General features: G+C 65.2%; 16 protein-coding genes. 8 read left to right on the top strand and 8 right to left on the bottom strand.

Translation table 11 applies throughout. The features are described from left to right. Positions 1-50: 50 nt before the first annotated feature. Positions 51-1337, bottom strand: coding sequence for an Rv1453 family transcriptional regulator (locus tag A5636_RS11635; RefSeq protein WP_065158784.1), 1287 nt, complete (start codon positions 1335-1337; stop codon positions 51-53). A 168-nt stretch (positions 1338-1505) separates the two neighbouring features. On the opposite strand from A5636_RS11635, the gene A5636_RS11640 reads away from it, so the two are divergent. Next, a complete protein-coding gene (locus A5636_RS11640; RefSeq protein WP_155763768.1) occupies positions 1506-3335 on the top strand; it encodes an adenylate/guanylate cyclase domain-containing protein in 1830 nt (609 codons plus the stop codon). A 41-nt stretch (positions 3336-3376) separates the two neighbouring features. Further along, positions 3377-3697, top strand: coding sequence for a hypothetical protein (locus A5636_RS11645; protein WP_065158786.1), 321 nt, complete (start codon positions 3377-3379; stop codon positions 3695-3697). A 4-nt stretch (positions 3698-3701) separates the two neighbouring features. Here A5636_RS11645 and A5636_RS11650 read toward each other — a convergent pair whose 3' ends face one another. Continuing rightward, on the bottom strand, positions 3702-4163 hold the full coding sequence (locus A5636_RS11650) for a PPOX class F420-dependent oxidoreductase (RefSeq protein ID WP_065158787.1): 462 nt from the start codon (positions 4161-4163) through the stop codon (positions 3702-3704). 23 nt (positions 4164-4186) lie between these two features. Between A5636_RS11650 and hrpA the strand changes: the two genes are divergently transcribed. Further along, positions 4187-8098, top strand: coding sequence for an ATP-dependent RNA helicase HrpA (gene hrpA / locus A5636_RS11655; protein WP_065158788.1), 3912 nt, complete (start codon positions 4187-4189; stop codon positions 8096-8098). On the opposite strand, the gene A5636_RS11660 is transcribed toward hrpA, so the two are convergent. Continuing rightward, positions 8095-9162, bottom strand: a complete 1068-nt coding sequence (locus A5636_RS11660; protein WP_065158789.1) for a YihY/virulence factor BrkB family protein — start codon at positions 9160-9162, stop codon at positions 8095-8097. The two genes, hrpA and A5636_RS11660, sit on opposite strands and share 4 nt — an antisense overlap. Positions 9163-9242: 80 nt before the next feature. Between A5636_RS11660 and zwf the strand changes: the two genes are divergently transcribed. Next, positions 9243-10742 (top strand): glucose-6-phosphate dehydrogenase, encoded by a 1500-nt coding sequence (zwf, locus tag A5636_RS11665; protein ID WP_065158790.1) that lies wholly within the window; start codon positions 9243-9245, stop codon positions 10740-10742. 80 nt (positions 10743-10822) lie between these two features. Beyond that, complete coding sequence (locus A5636_RS11670) at positions 10823-12058, top strand: osmoprotectant NAGGN system M42 family peptidase (protein WP_065158791.1); 1236 nt, start codon at positions 10823-10825, stop codon at positions 12056-12058. A gap of 12 nt (positions 12059-12070) precedes the next feature. Here A5636_RS11670 and A5636_RS11675 read toward each other — a convergent pair whose 3' ends face one another. After that, positions 12071-12919, bottom strand: a complete 849-nt coding sequence (locus A5636_RS11675; RefSeq protein ID WP_065158792.1) for an aldo/keto reductase — start codon at positions 12917-12919, stop codon at positions 12071-12073. A 69-nt stretch (positions 12920-12988) separates the two neighbouring features. Between A5636_RS11675 and A5636_RS11680 the strand changes: the two genes are divergently transcribed. Further along, the gene (locus A5636_RS11680) at positions 12989-13864 is read left to right on the top strand and encodes an HpcH/HpaI aldolase/citrate lyase family protein (protein WP_065158793.1); all 876 of its coding nucleotides are present in this window, start codon (positions 12989-12991) and stop codon (positions 13862-13864) included. Between the two features lie 6 nt (positions 13865-13870). On the opposite strand, the gene A5636_RS11685 is transcribed toward A5636_RS11680, so the two are convergent. Next, positions 13871-14476 (bottom strand): cyclic nucleotide-binding domain-containing protein, encoded by a 606-nt coding sequence (locus A5636_RS11685; protein WP_155763769.1) that lies wholly within the window; start codon positions 14474-14476, stop codon positions 13871-13873. A 110-nt stretch (positions 14477-14586) separates the two neighbouring features. Beyond that, positions 14587-14844, bottom strand: coding sequence for a hypothetical protein (locus A5636_RS11690; protein WP_065158794.1), 258 nt, complete (start codon positions 14842-14844; stop codon positions 14587-14589). 60 nt (positions 14845-14904) lie between these two features. Here A5636_RS11690 and A5636_RS11695 point away from each other — a divergent pair, with 60 nt between their 5' ends. Together A5636_RS11695 and A5636_RS11700 are read left to right on the top strand one after the other, a co-directional pair. After that, the gene (locus A5636_RS11695; RefSeq protein ID WP_081287736.1) at positions 14905-16017 is read left to right on the top strand and encodes a spore photoproduct lyase family protein; all 1113 of its coding nucleotides are present in this window, start codon (positions 14905-14907) and stop codon (positions 16015-16017) included. 9 nt (positions 16018-16026) lie between these two features. Beyond that, a complete protein-coding gene (locus A5636_RS11700) occupies positions 16027-17100 on the top strand; it encodes a M42 family metallopeptidase (protein ID WP_065158795.1) in 1074 nt (357 codons plus the stop codon). Between the two features lie 75 nt (positions 17101-17175). Here A5636_RS11700 and A5636_RS11705 read toward each other — a convergent pair whose 3' ends face one another. Further along, positions 17176-17712 carry an FKBP-type peptidyl-prolyl cis-trans isomerase gene (locus A5636_RS11705; protein WP_065158796.1) on the bottom strand — a complete coding sequence of 179 codons (537 nt, stop codon included), beginning with the start codon at positions 17710-17712 and terminating at the stop codon, positions 17176-17178. Between the two features lie 152 nt (positions 17713-17864). Further along, positions 17865-18314, bottom strand: coding sequence for an NAD(+)--rifampin ADP-ribosyltransferase (arr, locus tag A5636_RS11710; protein WP_437339823.1), 450 nt, complete (start codon positions 18312-18314; stop codon positions 17865-17867). Positions 18315-18360: the final 46 nt, after the last annotated feature.

Genomic DNA, 18360 nt, shown 5'->3' on the forward strand with positions numbered 1-18360 from the left:
GAATCCTGACACACGTGGGCGACATCACCACAAGCGGCCAACCGCCCGAATCAGGGCAGGGTGTCGTTGCTGAGGCCCTGCTCTTGATTGCCAGACCATTTCAAAGTTTCCAGTGCAACGGCGACGCGAACGGTGGTGCGATCCAACGGCCGGGGAAGAAGCCGTTGCGCCGTGTCAAGGCGGTTCAGCAGGGTGTTGCGGTGAACGTAAAGCTGTTGTGCAGCCCGGGCGGCGTTGCACTGCTCGTTGATATAGGTCAGCAGGGTCTCACGCAATACCGAGCCGGCGGACGCAAAGGATCCGAGCGTGCTGGTGATGAAATCGTCTGCGTACTCCGGGTTTTGGGTGAGCATTGCGACCATTTGAATATCGTCGAAGTACGCGACCTGCTGGCGCGAACGCAACCGCACCATCATCTGCTGGGCGGTACGGGCTTGTTGATGACTGCGCCGAAAACCTTCCAGGCCTTGGGCTTTGGCGCCAATCGCGATGCGCAGCCTAGGCGTTTCCTGCAGCGCTCGGCGGACCTGGTCAGTGTTGATCTCGACGGCGTCTTTGAACCATACCCACCTGGTCGCTTCGCCGGTCAGCACGGTAAGAGGCTGCACACAACCAACGGCATGGCCCAGCGCGGCGGTGGTGCGGTCCAGCACGTGATACTCGTCGTCGGACTCATCACACCAAATGACCGCTGCGGTATGGGATCCGGCGAGGGAGTAGCCGAGTCTTACTTCGGCACGCTGGTGGTTGATCGACTCGCCGGCGAGGATGGAGTCCACGATCTTGCGACGCTCCACGAGAACTCCCTGCGCAAGTTCGTTGTGCTCCAACTTCATCTGTGTGTTGATGTGGGCGAGTGTGGCATCGACGAAATCGCTTGCCGACTTTGCGGCCTCCGCCAAGAGCGTGTGCAATTCGTGCGGGTGCGACGAGAGTTCGAAGACGATGTCCATCCACCGTTGCAGGGCAACGTTCTGGCCGATGCGGTAGACGTCTTGTACCGCGGTCCCGAGGCCGCGGCGCACCAGAAGCCGAGCCATGCGCAGCGGCTCTGGCCCCAGATACGCCGTGACCGGTGCGCCCGGGTCACGCAGGTGGCTGGTGGCGAAGTGCACCAGGCTCGCTCGGTTCGACGCGCTAACCGCGCCGGCCAGGGTCGGATCTGCCGCGATAGCGGGATTTGCGGCCACCGTGGCGTAATCCAGGCCGGCCAACCAGTCCGGGCTCGGATTGAGAGCGATCCAGGCTCCCTGGCGGATCAGCTCACGCGTTTGCGGTGAAAGTCTGCTATCTACCACGGAAAACCATTCGGTCGTAGGCGCACTTTGCAGTTTCATGAGGTCTCTCACCTGGGGCAGGGGTGATATCGCCGGCGGGGCCGGGAGTCGCTTCGCAATAAAAGCTACATTAATGCATCTTATGCAGTCAAGTATTATATACTTTTATGTATCCTTTGGGTGTTTGGTGTGTTGCTGCCCAGCTATTCAGCGCTAGAGTCGCAGGCGATGCGTCGTACCTGGACCTGGACATTCGACCTTCCGCCCGAGGAACTCTGGCCGTTGCTGGCTGACACAAACCGGCTCAACGAGGCCCTCGGCCTAGCTCCGTACACCTTGCAGGAGACGCCACAACCCAACGGCACCGTGCTGCGCCGTGGCCGTGGCAAAGCGGGCGGCTTCGCGCTGGAGTGGGAGGAGAAGCCCTACGAATGGATCTCGGGCCGGCATTTCCGCCATTCGCGAGTGTTCAGTAGGGGTCCATTCCGCCGTTTTGGCCCGGTCTTCGACCTCGCATCCGACGGTAAGGGTGGCTCACGCGTCACCTACACGCTCGAATGGGAGCCATTGAGCTTGGCGGGCCGCATGTTTGGCGCGCGCCTGGCGAGCCAGGCGGGCGAGAACGTCGCCAGGCGCATCCAGGAAGCGGTAGCTTTTGCCCGCGGCGACGACGCCTCGGAGCGAATTACGCCCTTCGTCGTGCCGGAGCCGAAACTGCCGTTCGGATCACGCGAACGGTTGATGGCGATGAGGCGTGAGATCGACCGCAGCCCTTATGGAAACGGGTTGGGTGGCCGGCTTTCGGACCTCGTCCTGCATGGCATGGCCGCTGACCTTGCCCGCTTACGACCCAAGAGGCTCGCAAGGGAGTTCGGCGTGCCTCCGCGCGCCGCCGCCGAAGCCTGGTTCACCGGGGTCAAGGTGGGACTGTTCGACATGAGGTGGGATGTCCTGTGCCCCAACTGCCGCGGCGCCCAAACCAGTGTCGCCACGCTCGCCGACCTGCCCCGCGGCGCGCACTGTTCATCGTGCAACATCGATTACGAACGCGATTTCGCGCGCAATGTCGAACTGACGTTTGCGCCAGCACCGACAGTGCGCCCCCTGCCCGTCGGGAATTTCTGTTTGTCCGGCCCGTTCTCGACTCCACATGTGGTGTTACAGGTCCTTCTCGGTCCGGGGGAGCGGCGCACCGTGAGCGCCAACCTCACCGCCGGTTCGTATCGGCTGCGCACCCTGCATCCCGGTGCGGTCGTCGACGTCGAGTACGAATCCGGCTCGTTTCCGGGCCTGTGCATCACGGGCTCGGGTGTAGAACTCGCGCCAGGGGCCGCAGAGTCGGGAACGGTGACCTTCGTCAACGAAGCCGGCTTCGAACTGGCCGCGCTGGTGGAAGACCGCACCTGGACGCGTGACACCCTGACCGCCCCAGAAGTCATTTCCCTGCAGGCATTTCGCGACCTGTTCGCTGAGGCGACGCTGCGGCCGGGCGACGACGCCGGGGTCGCTCAAGTCGCGTTGTTGTTCACCGATCTCCGCGGTTCGACGGCGCTGTACGAACGGGTCGGCGACGCCGCTGCCTACAACCTGGTACGCGAGCACTTCACATTGCTGGCGGCGATCGTGCGCGCACACGATGGCGCAGTGGTCAAGACGATCGGGGACGCTGTCATGGCCTCGTTCAATGATCCCGCGCAAGCGGTGCGCGCGGCGCTGGCGATGCAGGCCGGGATCGCGTCGTCCGGACATGGCGGCGAGGACCTGGTGCTGAAAGTGGGGGTTCATGCCGGCCCCGCCGTGGTGGTGACGCTGAACGACCGGTTGGACTACTTCGGCTCCACGGTGAATATGGCTGCGCGCCTTCAGGGCCAGAGCGCCGGGGAGGACATCGTCTTGTCCGAAGCAGTCGCCGCCGACCCCGCTGTGCAACAGCTGTTGGCCGGGATCCCTGCCCGCCGAGAAACGGTTGCGCTCAAGGGCTTTACCGAGCCGGTCGGGTTTCTGCGACTGTCGAGTTTGGGATCGTCCCCGAAAGGGCAGGATATAGCTGTCAATTAACACCCAATGAGACACCCAATGAGCACGAATCGAGGTGTGCCATGTGGTCACTCGTATGCCGTCTGATGGCCGTCGCCGCCATGACGTTGGCGCCGATGGCCGTCGTTACGGCGGTGTCGCCGGGAGTGAGCAAAGCGGACTGTGCCGACGGCGAGTGGTGGGATCCGACCGGCAAAGTGTGCCGGCCGCTGGGCGTCGGACCGCAACCACTCGATTGCGCCGCCGGAGAATGGTGGGACCCCACCGCGAACGTGTGCCGGCCGCTGGGGGTGGGACCGCAGCCGCTCGCCTGTGAAAACGGCGACTGGTGGGATCCGGGGACCAACACGTGCCGGCCGCCGCTGATCCCGCCGGCGGGGTGACGGCTCAGGTCGCGGGTGGCGGGAATCCGCCCGTTGCCACCGGGCCCCATCGGCGCGGCGTCACGCGGATGAGGCATTTGCCCTGGTCAAGCATCGCCTTGCGATAGTCCTGCCAGTCCGGGTGTTCACCGGCGATCGCGCGGTAATAGTCGACCAGCGGTTCGACTGCGTCAGGGACGTCGATCACCTCGGCGTCGCCGTCAACCTGCACGTAGGCGCCGTTGAAGTCGTCGGACAGCACCACAATGCTCGCCCTGGGCGTGCGCCGGATATTGACGCTCTTGGCCCGCTGCGGGTAGCTCGCGATGACCAGCCGGCCCTGATCGTCGACACCGCCGGTGACCGGCGAACTCTGCAGCGACCCGTCGGCGCGAAAAGTGGTCAGCACCATGCGATGTCGCGGCCGCACGAAATTCAGCAATTCTGGTCTGCCCACCACGTCGGCTGTCGCAAATTTTGGTGCCATCAGTCCAACCTAAACTGTCCCGAGTGGCCGAACTGACCCTCGCGGAGTTGCGCAGCCGCCTCGGCGACCTGACCGTCCGCGACGCCGCTCGGCTGCGCAGGCGCCTCCAGCAGGTACGCGGCGGAAACCCGGGAAAGCTGCAGCAGCTCGCCGATCAGATTTCCGCAGCGCAGGCCTTGGTCGCAGCCCGCCGAGCCGCCATACCCGCCATCAGCTACCCGGACCTGCCGGTCAGCGAGCGCCGTCAGGAAATCGCGGAGGCCATACTGCACCACCAGGTGGTCGTCGTGGCCGGCGAAACCGGTTCGGGCAAGACCACTCAGCTGCCCAAGATCTGTCTCGAACTCGGCCGCGGCGTGCGTGGCACGATCGGTCACACCCAGCCTCGGCGACTGGCAGCGCGCACCGTCGCGCAGCGTATCGCCGACGAACTGCACTCCCCGCTGGGTGAGGCAGTCGGTTACACCGTGCGCTTCACCGACCAGGTGAGCGACCGGACGCTGGTCAAGCTGATGACCGACGGCATTCTGCTCGCCGAGATCCAGCGCGACCGCCGGTTACTGCGCTACGACACGCTCATTCTGGACGAAGCACACGAGCGCAGCCTCAACATCGACTTCCTGCTCGGATATCTTCGCGAGCTGCTGCCACGCCGCCCCGATCTGAAGGTGATCGTCACCTCGGCAACAATCGAACCGCAGCGTTTCGCGGCGCATTTCGGCGGGGCACCCATCGTGGAAGTGTCCGGACGCACCTATCCGGTGGAAATCCGGTACCGGCCGCTGGAAGTGATTGTTCGGCCTGGTCCAGAAGATGATCCCGACGACCCCGACCAGGAGATCGTCCGGACCGAAACGCGCGACGAGGTCGAGGCGATCGTCGACGCCGTCGAGGAACTGCGGTCGGAGCCACCGGGCGATGTCCTGGTGTTCTTGTCCGGCGAGCGTGAAATCCGCGACACCGCAGAGGCATTGGCCACCCTGCAAAGCGGGCCCATGCCTACCGAAGTGCTGCCGCTCTACGCCCGGTTGCCGACCGCTGAGCAGCAGAAGGTGTTCGCGCCGCATACCGGGCGACGCGTCGTGCTGGCCACCAACGTCGCCGAGACATCGCTGACCGTGCCCGGCATCCGCTACGTGGTCGACCCCGGAAATGCCCGAATCTCGCGTTACAGCCGGCGTTTGAAGGTGCAGCGGCTGCCGATCGAACCGATCTCGCAGGCCTCCGCCGCCCAACGCGCCGGCCGCTGCGGCCGGGTAGCGCCCGGCGTGTGCATCCGCCTGTACTCCGAACAGGATTTCACCGACCGGCCGCCCTATACCGATCCAGAGATACTCCGGACGAACCTGGCCGCGGTGATCCTGCAGATGGCCGCGCTGCAACTGGGTGACATCGAGAACTTCCCATTCCTCGATCCGCCCGATCGCCGCAGCGTGCGCGACGGCGTCGGGCTGTTGCAGGAACTCGGCGCGTTCGATCAGCACGGTTCGATCACCGACCTCGGCCGCCGGCTGGCGCGACTGCCCGTCGACCCGCGGTTGGGCCGAATGCTCCTGCAGGCCGATACCGAGGGTTGTGTGCGCGAGATGCTGGTGCTGGCAGCGGCATTGACCATTCCCGACCCGCGCGAGCGGCCCGCGGACCGGGAGGACGCCGCCCGTCAGAAGCACGCTCGATTCGCCGACGAGCACTCCGACTTCATCGCCTACCTCAACCTTTGGCAATACCTGCGCGAACAGCGTAAAGAATTGTCCGGTAACGCTTTTCGGAGGATGTGCCGCAACGACTTCCTGCATTACCTGCGCATCCGGGAATGGCAGGATCTGGTCGGGCAACTGCGGAGTATCTGTCGCGATTTGGGGATGGTGGAATCCGACCAGCCGGCTGACCCGGCCCAGATCCACGCGGCTTTGCTGGCCGGGTTGCTATCCCATGTGGGCATGCGCCGCGAGGACGGCCGAGAGTACGTGGGCGCGCGCAATGCACGCTTCGTCCTGGCACCCGGTTCGGCACTGACCAAACGTCCGCCGCGCTGGGTGGTCGTCGCTGACCTGGTGGAAACCAGTCGCTTGTACGGACGGATCGCCGCCCGGATTCAGCCCGAGATCGTCGAGCGGGTAGCCGGTGACCTGGTGCAGCGCACCTACAGCGAGCCGCACTGGGACGCCAAACGCGGTGAGGTGATGGCTTTCGAGCGGGTGACGCTGTATGGCCTGGTGCTGGTGACGAATCGCCGCGTCGGATATGGGCGGGTGGAACCGACGGTCGCGCGAGAGTTGTTCATCCGTCACGCGCTGGTAGAGGGCGACTGGCACACCCGCCACCACTTCTTCCGGGACAACACGCGACTGCGCACCGAACTCGAGGAGCTCGAAGAGCGAGCCCGTCGCCGCGATCTGCTCGTCGGGGACGACGAGATCCTTGAGTGGTACGACGCTCGCGTCCCGGCCGAGGTCGTTTCGGCGCGACACTTCGACGGCTGGTGGAAGAAGCAGCGGCACCGGACCCCCGATCTGCTGACGTTCACCCGCGACGATCTGCTGCGCACCGAGGACCGCAATGACAGCGATCGCCCGGATGCCTGGCGCACCGGCGACGCCGCGCTGCCGTTGTCGTACCGGTTCGACCCCGGCGCTGACGACGACGGTGTCACGGTGCACATTCCCATCGACGTGCTGGCCCGGCTGGGTGGTGACGAATTCGCTTGGCAGGTACCGGCGCTGCGCGAGGAACTCATCACCGCTCTGATTCGCTCACTGCCGAAAGACCTGCGGCGCAACTTCGTTCCGGCACCCGACACTGCCCGGGCAGTGTTGGCCCGGCTCGACCCTGGCGGTGCACCGCTGCTGGAGGCTCTGCAGCGCGAATTGCGCCGCCGCACCGGGGTTGTGGTGCCGGTCGACGCTTTCGACCTGGACAAGTTGCCGCCCCATCTGCGCGTGACGTTCGCCGTGGAGTCCGCGGACGGCACCGAGGTGGCCCGCGGCAAGGACCTGCGCACGCTGCAGCACCGGCTCGCGGGGGCAACCCGTAGTGCCGTCGCCAGCACCGTGGCCGGCGAGCTGGAACGCACCGGATTGCATGATTGGCCAGCCGATCTCGCGGAGTTGCCGCGAGTTATCGAACGCATGGTGGCCGGACGCGCGGTGCGCGGCTACCCGGCCCTGGTGGACACTGGTAGCGCTGTGGACCTGCGAGTGTTCGCGACCCCGGCCGAGCAGCGCAGTGCGATGCGCCCGGGCCTACGGAGGTTGCTTCGGCTGAGTCTGGCATCCCCGGTCAAAGTGGTTGAGCGGCAACTAGATCCGCGCACCCGTCTGACACTGGGGGCAAACCCGGACGGCTCGCTGACCGCGCTGGTGGAGGATTGCGCCGACGCCGCCACGGACGCACTGGCCGCCGAACCGGTCTGGACCCTGGCCGAGTTCACCGCGCTGCGGGATCGTGTCGGCAAGGCCCTGGTGTCGACGACCACGGACCTGATAAGCCGCAGCGAAAAGGTGTTGGTCGCCGCGCGCGAGGTGCAACTACTGCTGCCCGCACATCCGCCGTCGGCACAGGCGGAGGCGGTCGCCGACATCCGGGCGCAGCTCGACCGGTTGCTGCCGCGGGGGTTCGTCACCGGCACCGGACGCGCGCACCTCGACGACCTGACCCGCTACCTGACTGCCATCCAACGTCGCCTCGAGAGGCTGCCGCAGGCAATTCAGGCCGACCGGGAACGCATGCACCGGGTACACGCCGTCCAAGACGCCTATGCCGACCTCGTGCACACACTGCCGTCGAGTCGAACAGCCGCCGAAGACGTCCTCGACATCGGCCGCCAGATCGAAGAACTGCGGGTGAGTTTGTGGGCCCAGCAGCTTGGCACCCCGCGCCCGGTCAGCGAACAACGGATCTACCGCGCCATCGATGCCGTGCGGGAGCGGGCTTAGTCCCGCCGGCCCCGGGTGCGACGTAGCCACCGGCCGTGCTTGATGTCCTTGGCATCGGCCGCTTCCTTCTTTTCCACCACGCGGGTGTCCTTGGGCGGCAACTGAAGTTCTCGCTCGGCGGCGATCCCGGCCTGCAACTGGCGTCCGCGCTCCAATTCGGCGTCGAGTTCGGCACCGAACAGAAGCGCCACATTGGTCAGATACAGCCACAGCAGGAACACGATGACGCCACCCAGCGCGCCGTACGTCTTGTTGTAACTGCTGAAATTACTGACGTAGAAACCGAAGCCGACCGACGCCAGCGCCCACGCCAGGATCGCCACACCCGCGCCGATGCTCAGCCAGCGGAACTTCGGCTGCTGCACGTTGGGAGTGATGTAGTAGAGAATCGCCACCGCCAGCGAAACGAAAACCAGGATCACCGGCCACTTGGCGATGGTCCACATGGTCTGCGCGGCTTCGCCCAGCCCGATCGCGCCGCCGACGGCGTCGGTGACCGGCCCGCTCACGACCAGCATCAGGGCCACCGCGGCCACCAGCACCAGCCCGGCCAGCGTCAACGCCAACTGCAGCGGGCGCAGCTTCCAGACCGGCCGCCCTTCGACGACCTCATAGATGCGGTTCATCGCCCGACCGAATGCGCCCACATAGCCCGAGGCCGACCACAACGCCGCGAGGATGCTGAACACGAGCGCGAACCCTGCCGACGGATTCTCGACGACCTGCGACACAGGCTGCCTGAGCATGTCGACGGCTGAAGCCGGCACCAGGTCGCCGGCAGCATCGAGTAACGCCGCGGTGGTACGCCCGCCCTGGCCGAAGACCCCGAGCAACGAAACCATCACCAGCAGCGCCGGAAACAACGACAGCACTGCGTAGTACGTCAACGCGGCCGCCAGGTCGGTGCATTGGTCACTGAGGAATTCGCGCCCGGTCTTGCGCAGCACGAACAGCCAGGACGCCTTGGTCAGGTCGTGCGGAGACTCCGGCTTGCTCGGATCGTCCGGATCCGGTGCCCGCTTCTTGTCCTCGGTGAGGTCATCGTCAGATTTGCTGTGGGCCATACCAGTCCGTTTCCCGCCCAGCACCGCATTCACACCAGTCGCCTCGTGCGCATCGAGCGGGGCGATGGAAGTATCACAGAGTGCCCTCCAAAAAACCGCAGACAATCTCCTATCCGGCGCCCGACCCACGTCCGCGCCGCCACGACGCCGAACATCTCGACCCGCACGTCATCGTGCTGTTCGGCGCGACGGGCGATCTTGCCAAACGCAAGCTCCTTCCCGGCCTGGCGTATCTGGACCAATCCGAGCTGGCACCGAACATCGAAATTGTCGCGACATCGCTGGAGGATCTCAGCGACGACGAATTCCGCGAGCTGGCGAAGAAGGCGATCGACGCTTTCGGTACCCACAAACTCAACGACGAAGAGTGGGCCAATTTCGCCAAGACCATCACCTACGTCTCTCAGGGTGCCGGTCCTGAAGCGTTGGCCCAAGCCGTCGCCAAGGCGGAGCAGAATCTGGGCGAGGGGGTGCGGCGACTGCACTACCTGTCCGTCCCGCCCAAAGCCGCGCGCGCGGTGATCACCATGTTGCGCGACGCCGAACTCGTCGACCGCTCCCGGGTGGTGATGGAGAAGCCGTTCGGCACCGATCTGGACAGCGCGGTGTCGCTCAACAATTTCCTGCACGAGACCTTCGCGGAATCCCAGATCTTCCGCATCGACCATTTCTTGGGGAAGGAGGCAGCGCAGAACATTTTGGCGTTCCGTTTCGCCAACGGGCTCTTCGAGCCGATCTGGAACCGCAATTTCATCGACCACATCCAGATCGACATTCCCGAGGCCCTCGGACTGGACGAGCGCGCGAACTTCTACGAGGAAACCGGTGCCTATAAGGACATGGTGGTCACCCACCTCTTCCAGGTGATGGCGTTCGTGGTGATGGAACCGCCGACAGCGCTGGAACCCCGCGCCATCAGCGAGGAGAAGAACAAGGTGTTCCGGTCTATGCTGCCGGTCGAGACCTCCCATGTGGTGCGCGGTCAATATGCCGGGTACCGCGAGGAAGACGGCGTGGCCAGGGATTCCGACACCGAAACCTTCATCGCACTCAAGGTCGGGATCGACAACTGGCGTTGGGCCGGTGTACCGATCTATCTGCGGACCGGAAAAAAGATGGCGGAAGGCATCCGCATCATTTCGATCGCGTTCAAAGAAGCTCCCCGCACCATGTTCCCGCCCGGCTCCGGAGTGGGGACGCAAGGACCCGACCATTTGACGTTCGACCTCGCCGACAACTCGAAAGTGTCGCTGTCCTTCTACGGCAAGCGGCCGGGTCCCGGTATGAAGCTGGACAAGTTGTCCATGCAGTTCTCCACCCAGGAGATCGACTCGGCCGAGGACGTGCTCGAGGCGTACGAACGGCTCATTCTTGACGCGATGCGCGGGGATCACACCCTGTTCAACACCGCCGAAGGCATCGAATCCCTTTGGGAGCGTTCGGAACAACTCCTCAACGATCCGCCGCCGGCCAAGATGTACCAGACCGGGACTTGGGGCCCGAACGCCATCCACCAACTCATCGCGCCCAACGCTTGGCGGCTGCCGTTCGAGCGGGAATGGCGCGAACGAAAAGGTTAGCGACGAGCGCCACCCGGTCGAGTCGGTGCTCATCACCCGCTAGGTTGAACAGCGTTCCGAACTATCCGGAGGGAGATGCGGTGCCCGAAACCGCGGCCATGGCCGAGGCTGATCGTGCGTGGATGATCGACACGCTGCTGTCGCTGTTGCAGACGCCCAGTCCTTCTGGGCGTACCGACGCGGTGATGCAGTTGATCGGCGACACGTTCGATGATTTCGGCGTCCCGTTCTCACTGACCCGGCGCGGGGCGCTGATGGCTGAGCTGGCGGGGGAGTCGAAGACGACCGACCGGGCGCTGGTCGTCCATGCCGACACGATCGGCTGCATGGTCCGCCGGCTCAAGGACAACGGCCGTCTCGAACTGGTTCCGGTAGGCACTTTCTCGGCACGGTTCGCGGCGGGCGCGCGAGTCCGGATCTTCCTCGACGACCCCGAGGAATTCATCACCGGAACCGTGATGCCGCTCAAGGCCAGCGGCCACGCTTTCGGTGACGAGATCGACACGCAACCCACCGACTGGGAGCACGTCGAAGTCCGCGTCGACCGCAGGGTGTCTTCGCGCGAGGACCTCGCCGAGCTGGGCCTGAACGTCGGCGATTTCGTTGCGCTGATCGCAAGCCCCGAACTCGCCGCCGACGGTTTCATCGTCTCCCGCCACCTGGACGGCAAGGCCGGCGTGGCGGTTGCCCTGACGTTGGCCAAGAACTTCTCGGAGAACAAGGTGGTGTTGCCACACCGCACCACGATCATGGTGACCATCACCGAAGAGGTCGGTCACGGCGCCAGTGACGGTCTGCCCGCCGGTGTCGCCGAGCTGATCTCGGTGGACAACGCCGTGTGCGCGCCCGGCCAGCACTCCCTCGAGGACGGCGTGACGATCCCGATGGCCGATATGCACGGCCCGTTCGACTACCACCTCACCAGGAAGCTCTGCCGTCTCGCCGAGGAGCACAAAATCCCGTATGCGCGGGACGTATTCCGCTACTACCGGTCCGATGCGGCGGCGGCCATCGAGGCGGGCGCAGGCACCCGCGCGGCGCTCGTCGGCTTCGGGCTCGACGGCAGCCACGGCTGGGAGCGCACTCATATGTCGTCGCTGGAGGCGACGTACAACCTGCTGCACTGCTGGCTGCAGACGCCGCTCACCTTCGCCAAATGGGACGCCAAGCCGTCGGGCAAACTGCGCGACTTCCCGTCGTCGAAACAACCGGCGCCCACCGAACAGTGGGTCCCGTTGGCCCGCGGCGAACATGCAGAGCCCGGCGATGCGTCACCCGGTACGACGTGGCCGCCGTCGGAGGGCCCGCATCACTGACCGGGTGCCGGTTCAGTCCGGCACGTAATCGAAGGTGTCGGGGTGGGCGCCGGTGCGTCCGTCCTCGCCGCGGTCCAGGCCGGTGATGGCCGCCATGTCGTCGCCGGTCAAGCTGAAGTCGAAGATGTCGTAGTTCGATTTCATCCTGTCGGGGGACACCGACTTCGGAAAGACGATGTCGCCGCGCTGAATGTGCCAGCGCAGCACCACTTGTGCGGGAGTTCTGCCCAGCGGCTCGGCGATGCCGGCGATCACTTCGTCATCGAGGACCTTGCCCTGAGCGATCGGCGACCACGCCTCGGTCGCGATGCCGTGCTCGATGCCGTAGGCCCGCACCCGCTCGTTGGTCAGGTAAGGGTGCACTTCGATCTGGTTCACCGCGGGCACCGTCTGCGAACCTTCGGCGAGCCGATCCAGATGGTCGGGTTGGAAGTTGGACACCCCGATGCTGCGGGCCCGCCCGTCCCGAGCGAATTCCTCGAGCGTGTTCCACGTCGAGACGAAGTCGCCGTCATAGAGCATCGGCAGCGGCCAGTGGATGAGAAACAGGTCGACGTAGTCCGAGCCCAGCGCAGACAGCGTGTCGTCGAACGCCCGGCGCGCATCGTCGGGCCGGTGGAAGCCGTTGTTGAGTTTGCTGGTGATGAAGACGTCGGCGCGGTCGACGCCGGCGTCCCGGATGCCTTGGCCCACTTGCTTTTCGTTGCCATACATTTGCGCGGTGTCGATGTGGCGATAACCCACTTCGAGCGCGGAACGTACCGCGGCGGGGGTTTCATCGGGTTCAATCTGGAAGACACCGAACCCCAGCTGCGGGATGGTGTTCCCGTCGTTGAGGGTGATAGCCGGAACATTGCTCATAGTTGTGGGGTGCCCACTTCCGGCGGTAACCCAACCACCGGCACCCCACGACAGAAAGTGACCGACTGCATGGCACCCACATTGCGTCCTCGCCGATCCGCGCTCTATCTGCCCGGCAACAAGCCCAGGGCACTGGAGAAGGCCAAGACGCTGCCGGCGGACGTGCTGCTCTTCGACCTCGAGGACGCCGTGGGACCGGACGCGAAAGCAACGTCCCGAGCGCAGGTGTGCGAGGCGGTTTCGTCAGGGAGTTACGGACCGCGGGAGGTCGTGGTGCGGATCAACGGCTTGGGCACCGACTGGCACGACGGCGATCTCGCCGCCGCGGCGGGTTCGGCCGCCCACGGGGTGCTGGTGCCGAAGGTCGAGACCGGTGAACAGGTCGAAACGCTCACCGCAGCCCTGGACAAACTCGACGCGCCGGAGTCGATGCAACTGTGGGCGATGATCGAAACGCCGCGGGCTTTTCTCCGGATTGAGGAAATCGTTTCCGCGAGCGAACGATTGGCGGTGCTGGTCATCGGCACCAACGACCTGATCAACGAACTGCATGCCGTGCACCTGCCTGGCCGCGCCCCCGTGGTGCCCGCGTTGGCCCTGGCGGTACTGGGCGCCCGAGCGGCCGGCAAGGTCATCCTGGACGGCGTCTTCAACGACATCACCGATGAAGATGGCTTCCGGGCCGAGGCACGCCAAGGCCGGGAGATGGGGTTCGACGGCAAGACCCTCATCCATCCGTCCCAAGTCGGTCCGGCCAACGACGTGTTCGGTCCGTCGGAGGACGAGTTGACGCACGCCCGCAAGGTGGTGTCGGCATACGAGGAAGCGCAGGCTGCCGGCAACAGCGTTATCACGGTCGACGGCCGGATGGTCGAAAGTCTGCACGTGCGGGACGCCCAGCGAATCCTGGCACTCGCCGACGCCATCGCCGAGATGGGCTCCTAGCGGCGGTTAACTGGTCGATTGGGCGGTGCTGTGCTGCTCGATCCACTTGGACAGGGCATCCTCGAGCGCGGCGGCAGCATCCATGCCGGCACTCTCGGCAGCCCGCTCGAACTGCTCGACGATCTCCGTCGGGATCGAGGCATTCACCCTGGAGCGCGTCGGCTTGGGTTTGGGCGCAGGGGCTTCCGACACGTGCCGAGCCGCCGTCGCGTCCATGGTTTCCCGTAGCGCCGGAATCTCGTCCAGCAGCCGGGCCAAGTCGTCGCGCTCGATGCGCAGCATTTCGGCCGGTCCGATCGTGGTCACGGTGGCAGACCGCAGTTTCCCGCGGCGCAGCGCGGATTCGCCGATGACTTCGCCCGCGCCCACCACGGCGACGCGGTCGTCACCGACGTACACCCCGGCCTCCCCGCTGAGCAGGATGAAACACGCGTCCGACGGGGTTTGCTCCCGGATCAACGGCCAGGGCACCGACTGCGAAGTGTGATGCGCCGAGCGCACCAGGCGTTCGAGGTCGCTGTCGGAGAACTTCTCGAAAGCGGAGAACTCGCGTAGCCGACGGGCGTCTCGACGGGCTTTTTCTTGTTCAGAGTCCACGTCGTCGTGTTTCATTTGGGCTCCCGTTGGGCTCGCGATCGGACAATGTGACCGACGTCGCAGAGCCTAACGCGAAACGGCGCTATTTCCTCGAACTCATTTCAAGACGGCCGAAAATGGCGCTTCTAGTGTCGCCGGGAGTTCGCTGTCGGGCTTTGCGCGGATTCCCACTTGGCAGCCAACGACCTCGTTACCGTCGTGCCGGCAGCGAGTTCGACTTGGAACGTCTCGCCCTCGTCGCCCTCGAACGTGATGACGAACCCGTTGTCGGTGGAGTCCTTGAACACCACTTTGTAGGCCCCGGCACCGTTTCCGCGGTCCATGGCGATGACGTCGCCGGGAGCGACGTCATCAATACGATCGTTTCCGGAAACTCCAGTCATGCCCTCGAAGGTAGCCGATCGCCGGGAACCCCAACGGGCGCGCATCCGTTGGACGTGGCAATGACTGCGACGCTTCCGGATCACGAAATGCGCGGCGCGCGACCGGTTGATCTGGCCGACCGCCTGCTCGAGGTCAAACGCATCTACCACGAACCCGGCATCGAACGTTTCGAGCGGGCGCGTGAAGTCCTGGGCCGATTCCCCGACGCCGAGCGCGTTCAAGTCGCCTCGCATCAAGCCATATCGTGCCTGTACGGCAACGAGGGCAACGTCGAGGACTGGGTGCGGATCAAGCGGGAAACGCTGGTGCTGGGGGAGAAGAAGAGTCTGTCCGCGCGCCGTAACGAGCGGTCCAGCGACTGGATCGCACCGTCGACGGCCAATGGCTGCGCGATGGCGTGCTCATACTGCTACGTCCCGCGCCGCAAGGGATACGCCAACCCGATCACGGTGTTCGCCAACATCGACACGATCACCGGCTACCTCGAGCGACACGCGGCCCGCCAGGGTGTCAAGCCGGAGCCCAACCAGTGCGATCCAGTCGACTGGGTCTACGACATCGGCGAGAACAGCGACTGCTCGGTCGACGCCATGGTGTCGGACAACGTTCGCGATCTCGTCGACCTCTTCGCGCGAATCCCCAACGCCAAAGCCAGTTTTGCCACCAAATTCGTCAACCGGGATCTGCTCGGCTACGACCCGCGCGGCGGCACCCGGGTGCGGTTCAGCCTGATGCCCAAAGAGACGTCCCGCCTGGTCGACATCCGCACCTCCAAGGTGGCCGACCGGATCGCGGCATTGGATGATTTCGTCGAGGCCGGCTTCGAGGTGCATCTGAATCTCAGCCCGGTCGTCGTTTACGAAGGCTGGCAAGAAGACTGGGCTGAGTTGCTCGATCAGATCGCCGACGGCACCAACGAACGCACCAAGCAACAACTCGCGGCCGAGATCATCTTCCTGACCCACAACGAGGGTTTGCACGAGGTCAATCTCGGATGGCACCCCAAGGCGGAAGAATTGCTGTGGCGACCCGATCTGCAGCAACTCAAGCGCAGCCAGAGTGGCCAGTGGAACGTACGGTACAAGAGTCCGTGGAAGGGCCGGTGGGTGCAGGATCTCACGGACCTGCTCGCGGTGAAGCTGCCCACCTGCCGGGTCCGCTACGCGTTCTGAGGTGACCAAATGGGACAACGCGACGACGACGCGACCGACAAGCTGCTGCAGGAACTGCTGTGGACCTACGGGCCGTGCGGTCAGGAAGACGAGGTGCGCGCCGTCTGCGCGCGCGAACTGCGCCCCTTCGTCGACGACATGTGGACAGATGACGCCGGGAACCTGGTCGGCCATATCCGTGGTAGCAACTCTGCCCGCGAGGGCTCGGGGACACGGGTCATGGCGCATATGGACGAGTTGTCCATGCTCGTCAAGCGGGTGGAATCCGACGGCACGCTGCATTTGACCCAACTGGGCGTGATGTATCCCGGCAATTTCGGGTTGGGCCCGGTGGTGGTGCTCGGCGACCATGACGTCCTCACCGCGGTGCTGACCCTCGGATCGGAGCACACCACCAAAGAGAGCCAGCGCATCTGGGAGACCAAACCCGATCAGGGCGATCGGGCGCTGGATTGGCAGCACGTCTATGTCTTCACCGGCCACACCCACGACGAACTCGTTGCCGCCGGAGTCCATCCCGGCACCCGGGTCTGCGTGCACCGCAGCAAGAGGACGCTGGTCGAGTTCGGCGACTACGTCGGCTCTTACTTCCTTGACGACCGCGCGGCGGTCACTGCTCTGCTCAACGTCGCGCGACTGCTCCGCGAGAGCGACCAACGACCGGCCGAGGATCTGTATCTGGTTTTCACCACCAACGAAGAGGTGGGTGGGATCGGCGGTTCCTACGCCAGCGCCACCCTCCCCGGCACCCTCACGCTCGCTTTGGAAGTCGGCCCCACGGAGGAGGAGTACGCCACGACGGTCAGCGGCGGTCCGATCGTCGGCTACAGCGACGCGCAGTGTGTCTACGACAAAGCCGTTGCCGATCGGCTGATGAAGGTCGCGCGCGAGCGAGGGCTCGACCCGCAGGCGGCCGTACTGGGCGCGTTCGAATCCGACGCCTCGCACTCCAAGACCGCCGGTCTCACGCCGCGAGCGGGACTCCTGTGCCTACCGACGCTGAGCACGCACGGTTTCGAAGTCATCGCCCGCCACGCGATCGACGACATGGCCGCGGTAATCGTCGATTTCGTGCGCGAATGACCGCGAATAACCGCCAATGACCGCCGATGACCGCCGATGACCGCGAATAACCGCGAATGACGTGGGCGAGGGGCCTCAGCTCGAGGCGCTGAGGATCTTGATCGCGAAGACGAGCGAGTCGCCCGGCCGGATTCCGGCGCTGGGCTGACCCTCCGGGTAACCGTCGGCCGGCGTCATCGCGACGGCGACAGTCGACCCGACCTTCTGTCCCGCGATCGCCTTCTGGAAGCCCGTTATGACACCGGTCAGGGAGAAGGAGACCGGCGCGCCCCGTTCGAAGCTGTTGTCGAATACCGTCCCGTCACGTCCGTTGACGCCCATGTAGCAGACCGACACCCTCGCCATGGCCGGTACCACCGGTCCGTCTCCGGCGTGCAGCGTCTGCACCTGGGTCTGGTTCACGCTGAACGGACCCGTCACGGCCACTCGCGGTGCCGTCGCGTCGGTGGGTCCGGTGACCGCGACGCTGCCGGTGGTGCCGTTCAGCGTCCAGTCGGGGGTGGCGCTGTTCTGCGGGGCCGCGGTGGGGCAGGTGCCGGCCGCGTTCGCCGTGCCGGCCGGTATCAGAACGGTGGCCGCGACGCAGGCCGTGATCGCGGCGAAGGATTGCATCCAGGAGGGCTTCACGGGCGTGACGCTACAGAAGCGGGATTGGCCTGGCGCCACCCGCCTCGGTGCGCCGCTCGCCCGACGGGAGCTCAGTGCGCCGTTCGCCCGACGAGATCCGGTGCGCCGCTCGCCCGACGAGATCCGGTCCGTCCGGATCAGTCGTAGATGACAGCCAGACCCCGACGCTCGAGGTCAGCCAACCCGTCACGCATCGCTTGCAGCTGTTCGGGCGAATGCCCCGACCAGTCGGTCAGCTCACCGACGATCCGCACCGGATCGCGGGTGCGGTAGGAGCAGGTGGGGTTTCCGGGGAGCTTCTTGTCGGTGACGTTCGGGTCGTCCTCCAACGGACCTTCCGGCTCCACGATGTAGATGCGGCAGCGCCCGTCGCCCTGAGCTAACTCGGCGCCCCAGACCGCGGCATCCAACGTGGCCGTCACGTAGACGTGGTTGGCGGTGCGGCCGCCGCCGTAGTTCGAACGGCGCCCCGGCACCAGCCGGTCACCTACCGCCAAGTCGGCCTTGGTTCCGTGCAGCAGCACACCTGACTCATAGACAACGAAAGGTTGTGGCACGCTCGGCACAAACAACTCCGTCCGTTTCATACGTGGTAGAGAAATTGTGCAGCACGGTAGCGTCGGATGTGATGGC

The organism is Mycobacterium asiaticum, assembly GCF_001673315.1.
GTDB lineage: Bacteria > Actinomycetota > Actinomycetes > Mycobacteriales > Mycobacteriaceae > Mycobacterium > Mycobacterium asiaticum_B.

Coding starts and splice junctions, on each gene's coding strand:
- A5636_RS11645 (WP_065158786.1), top strand. CDS start 3,377: ATGTGGTCACTCGTATGCCGTCTGATGGCCGTCGCCGCCATGACGTTG.
- A5636_RS11640 (WP_155763768.1), top strand. CDS start 1,506: ATGCGTCGTACCTGGACCTGGACATTCGACCTTCCGCCCGAGGAACTC.
- A5636_RS11690 (WP_065158794.1), bottom strand. CDS start 14,844: ATGACTGGAGTTTCCGGAAACGATCGTATTGATGACGTCGCTCCCGGC.
- A5636_RS11705 (WP_065158796.1), bottom strand. CDS start 17,712: ATGCAATCCTTCGCCGCGATCACGGCCTGCGTCGCGGCCACCGTTCTG.
- A5636_RS11695 (WP_081287736.1), top strand. CDS start 14,905: ATGACTGCGACGCTTCCGGATCACGAAATGCGCGGCGCGCGACCGGTT.
- A5636_RS11685 (WP_155763769.1), bottom strand. CDS start 14,476: ATGAAACACGACGACGTGGACTCTGAACAAGAAAAAGCCCGTCGAGAC.
- A5636_RS11635 (WP_065158784.1), bottom strand. CDS start 1,337: ATGAAACTGCAAAGTGCGCCTACGACCGAATGGTTTTCCGTGGTAGAT.
- A5636_RS11650 (WP_065158787.1), bottom strand. CDS start 4,163: ATGGCACCAAAATTTGCGACAGCCGACGTGGTGGGCAGACCAGAATTG.
- A5636_RS11680 (WP_065158793.1), top strand. CDS start 12,989: ATGGCACCCACATTGCGTCCTCGCCGATCCGCGCTCTATCTGCCCGGC.
- A5636_RS11675 (WP_065158792.1), bottom strand. CDS start 12,919: ATGAGCAATGTTCCGGCTATCACCCTCAACGACGGGAACACCATCCCG.
- arr (WP_437339823.1), bottom strand. CDS start 18,314: ATGAAACGGACGGAGTTGTTTGTGCCGAGCGTGCCACAACCTTTCGTT.
- A5636_RS11660 (WP_065158789.1), bottom strand. CDS start 9,162: ATGGCCCACAGCAAATCTGACGATGACCTCACCGAGGACAAGAAGCGG.
- A5636_RS11700 (WP_065158795.1), top strand. CDS start 16,027: ATGGGACAACGCGACGACGACGCGACCGACAAGCTGCTGCAGGAACTG.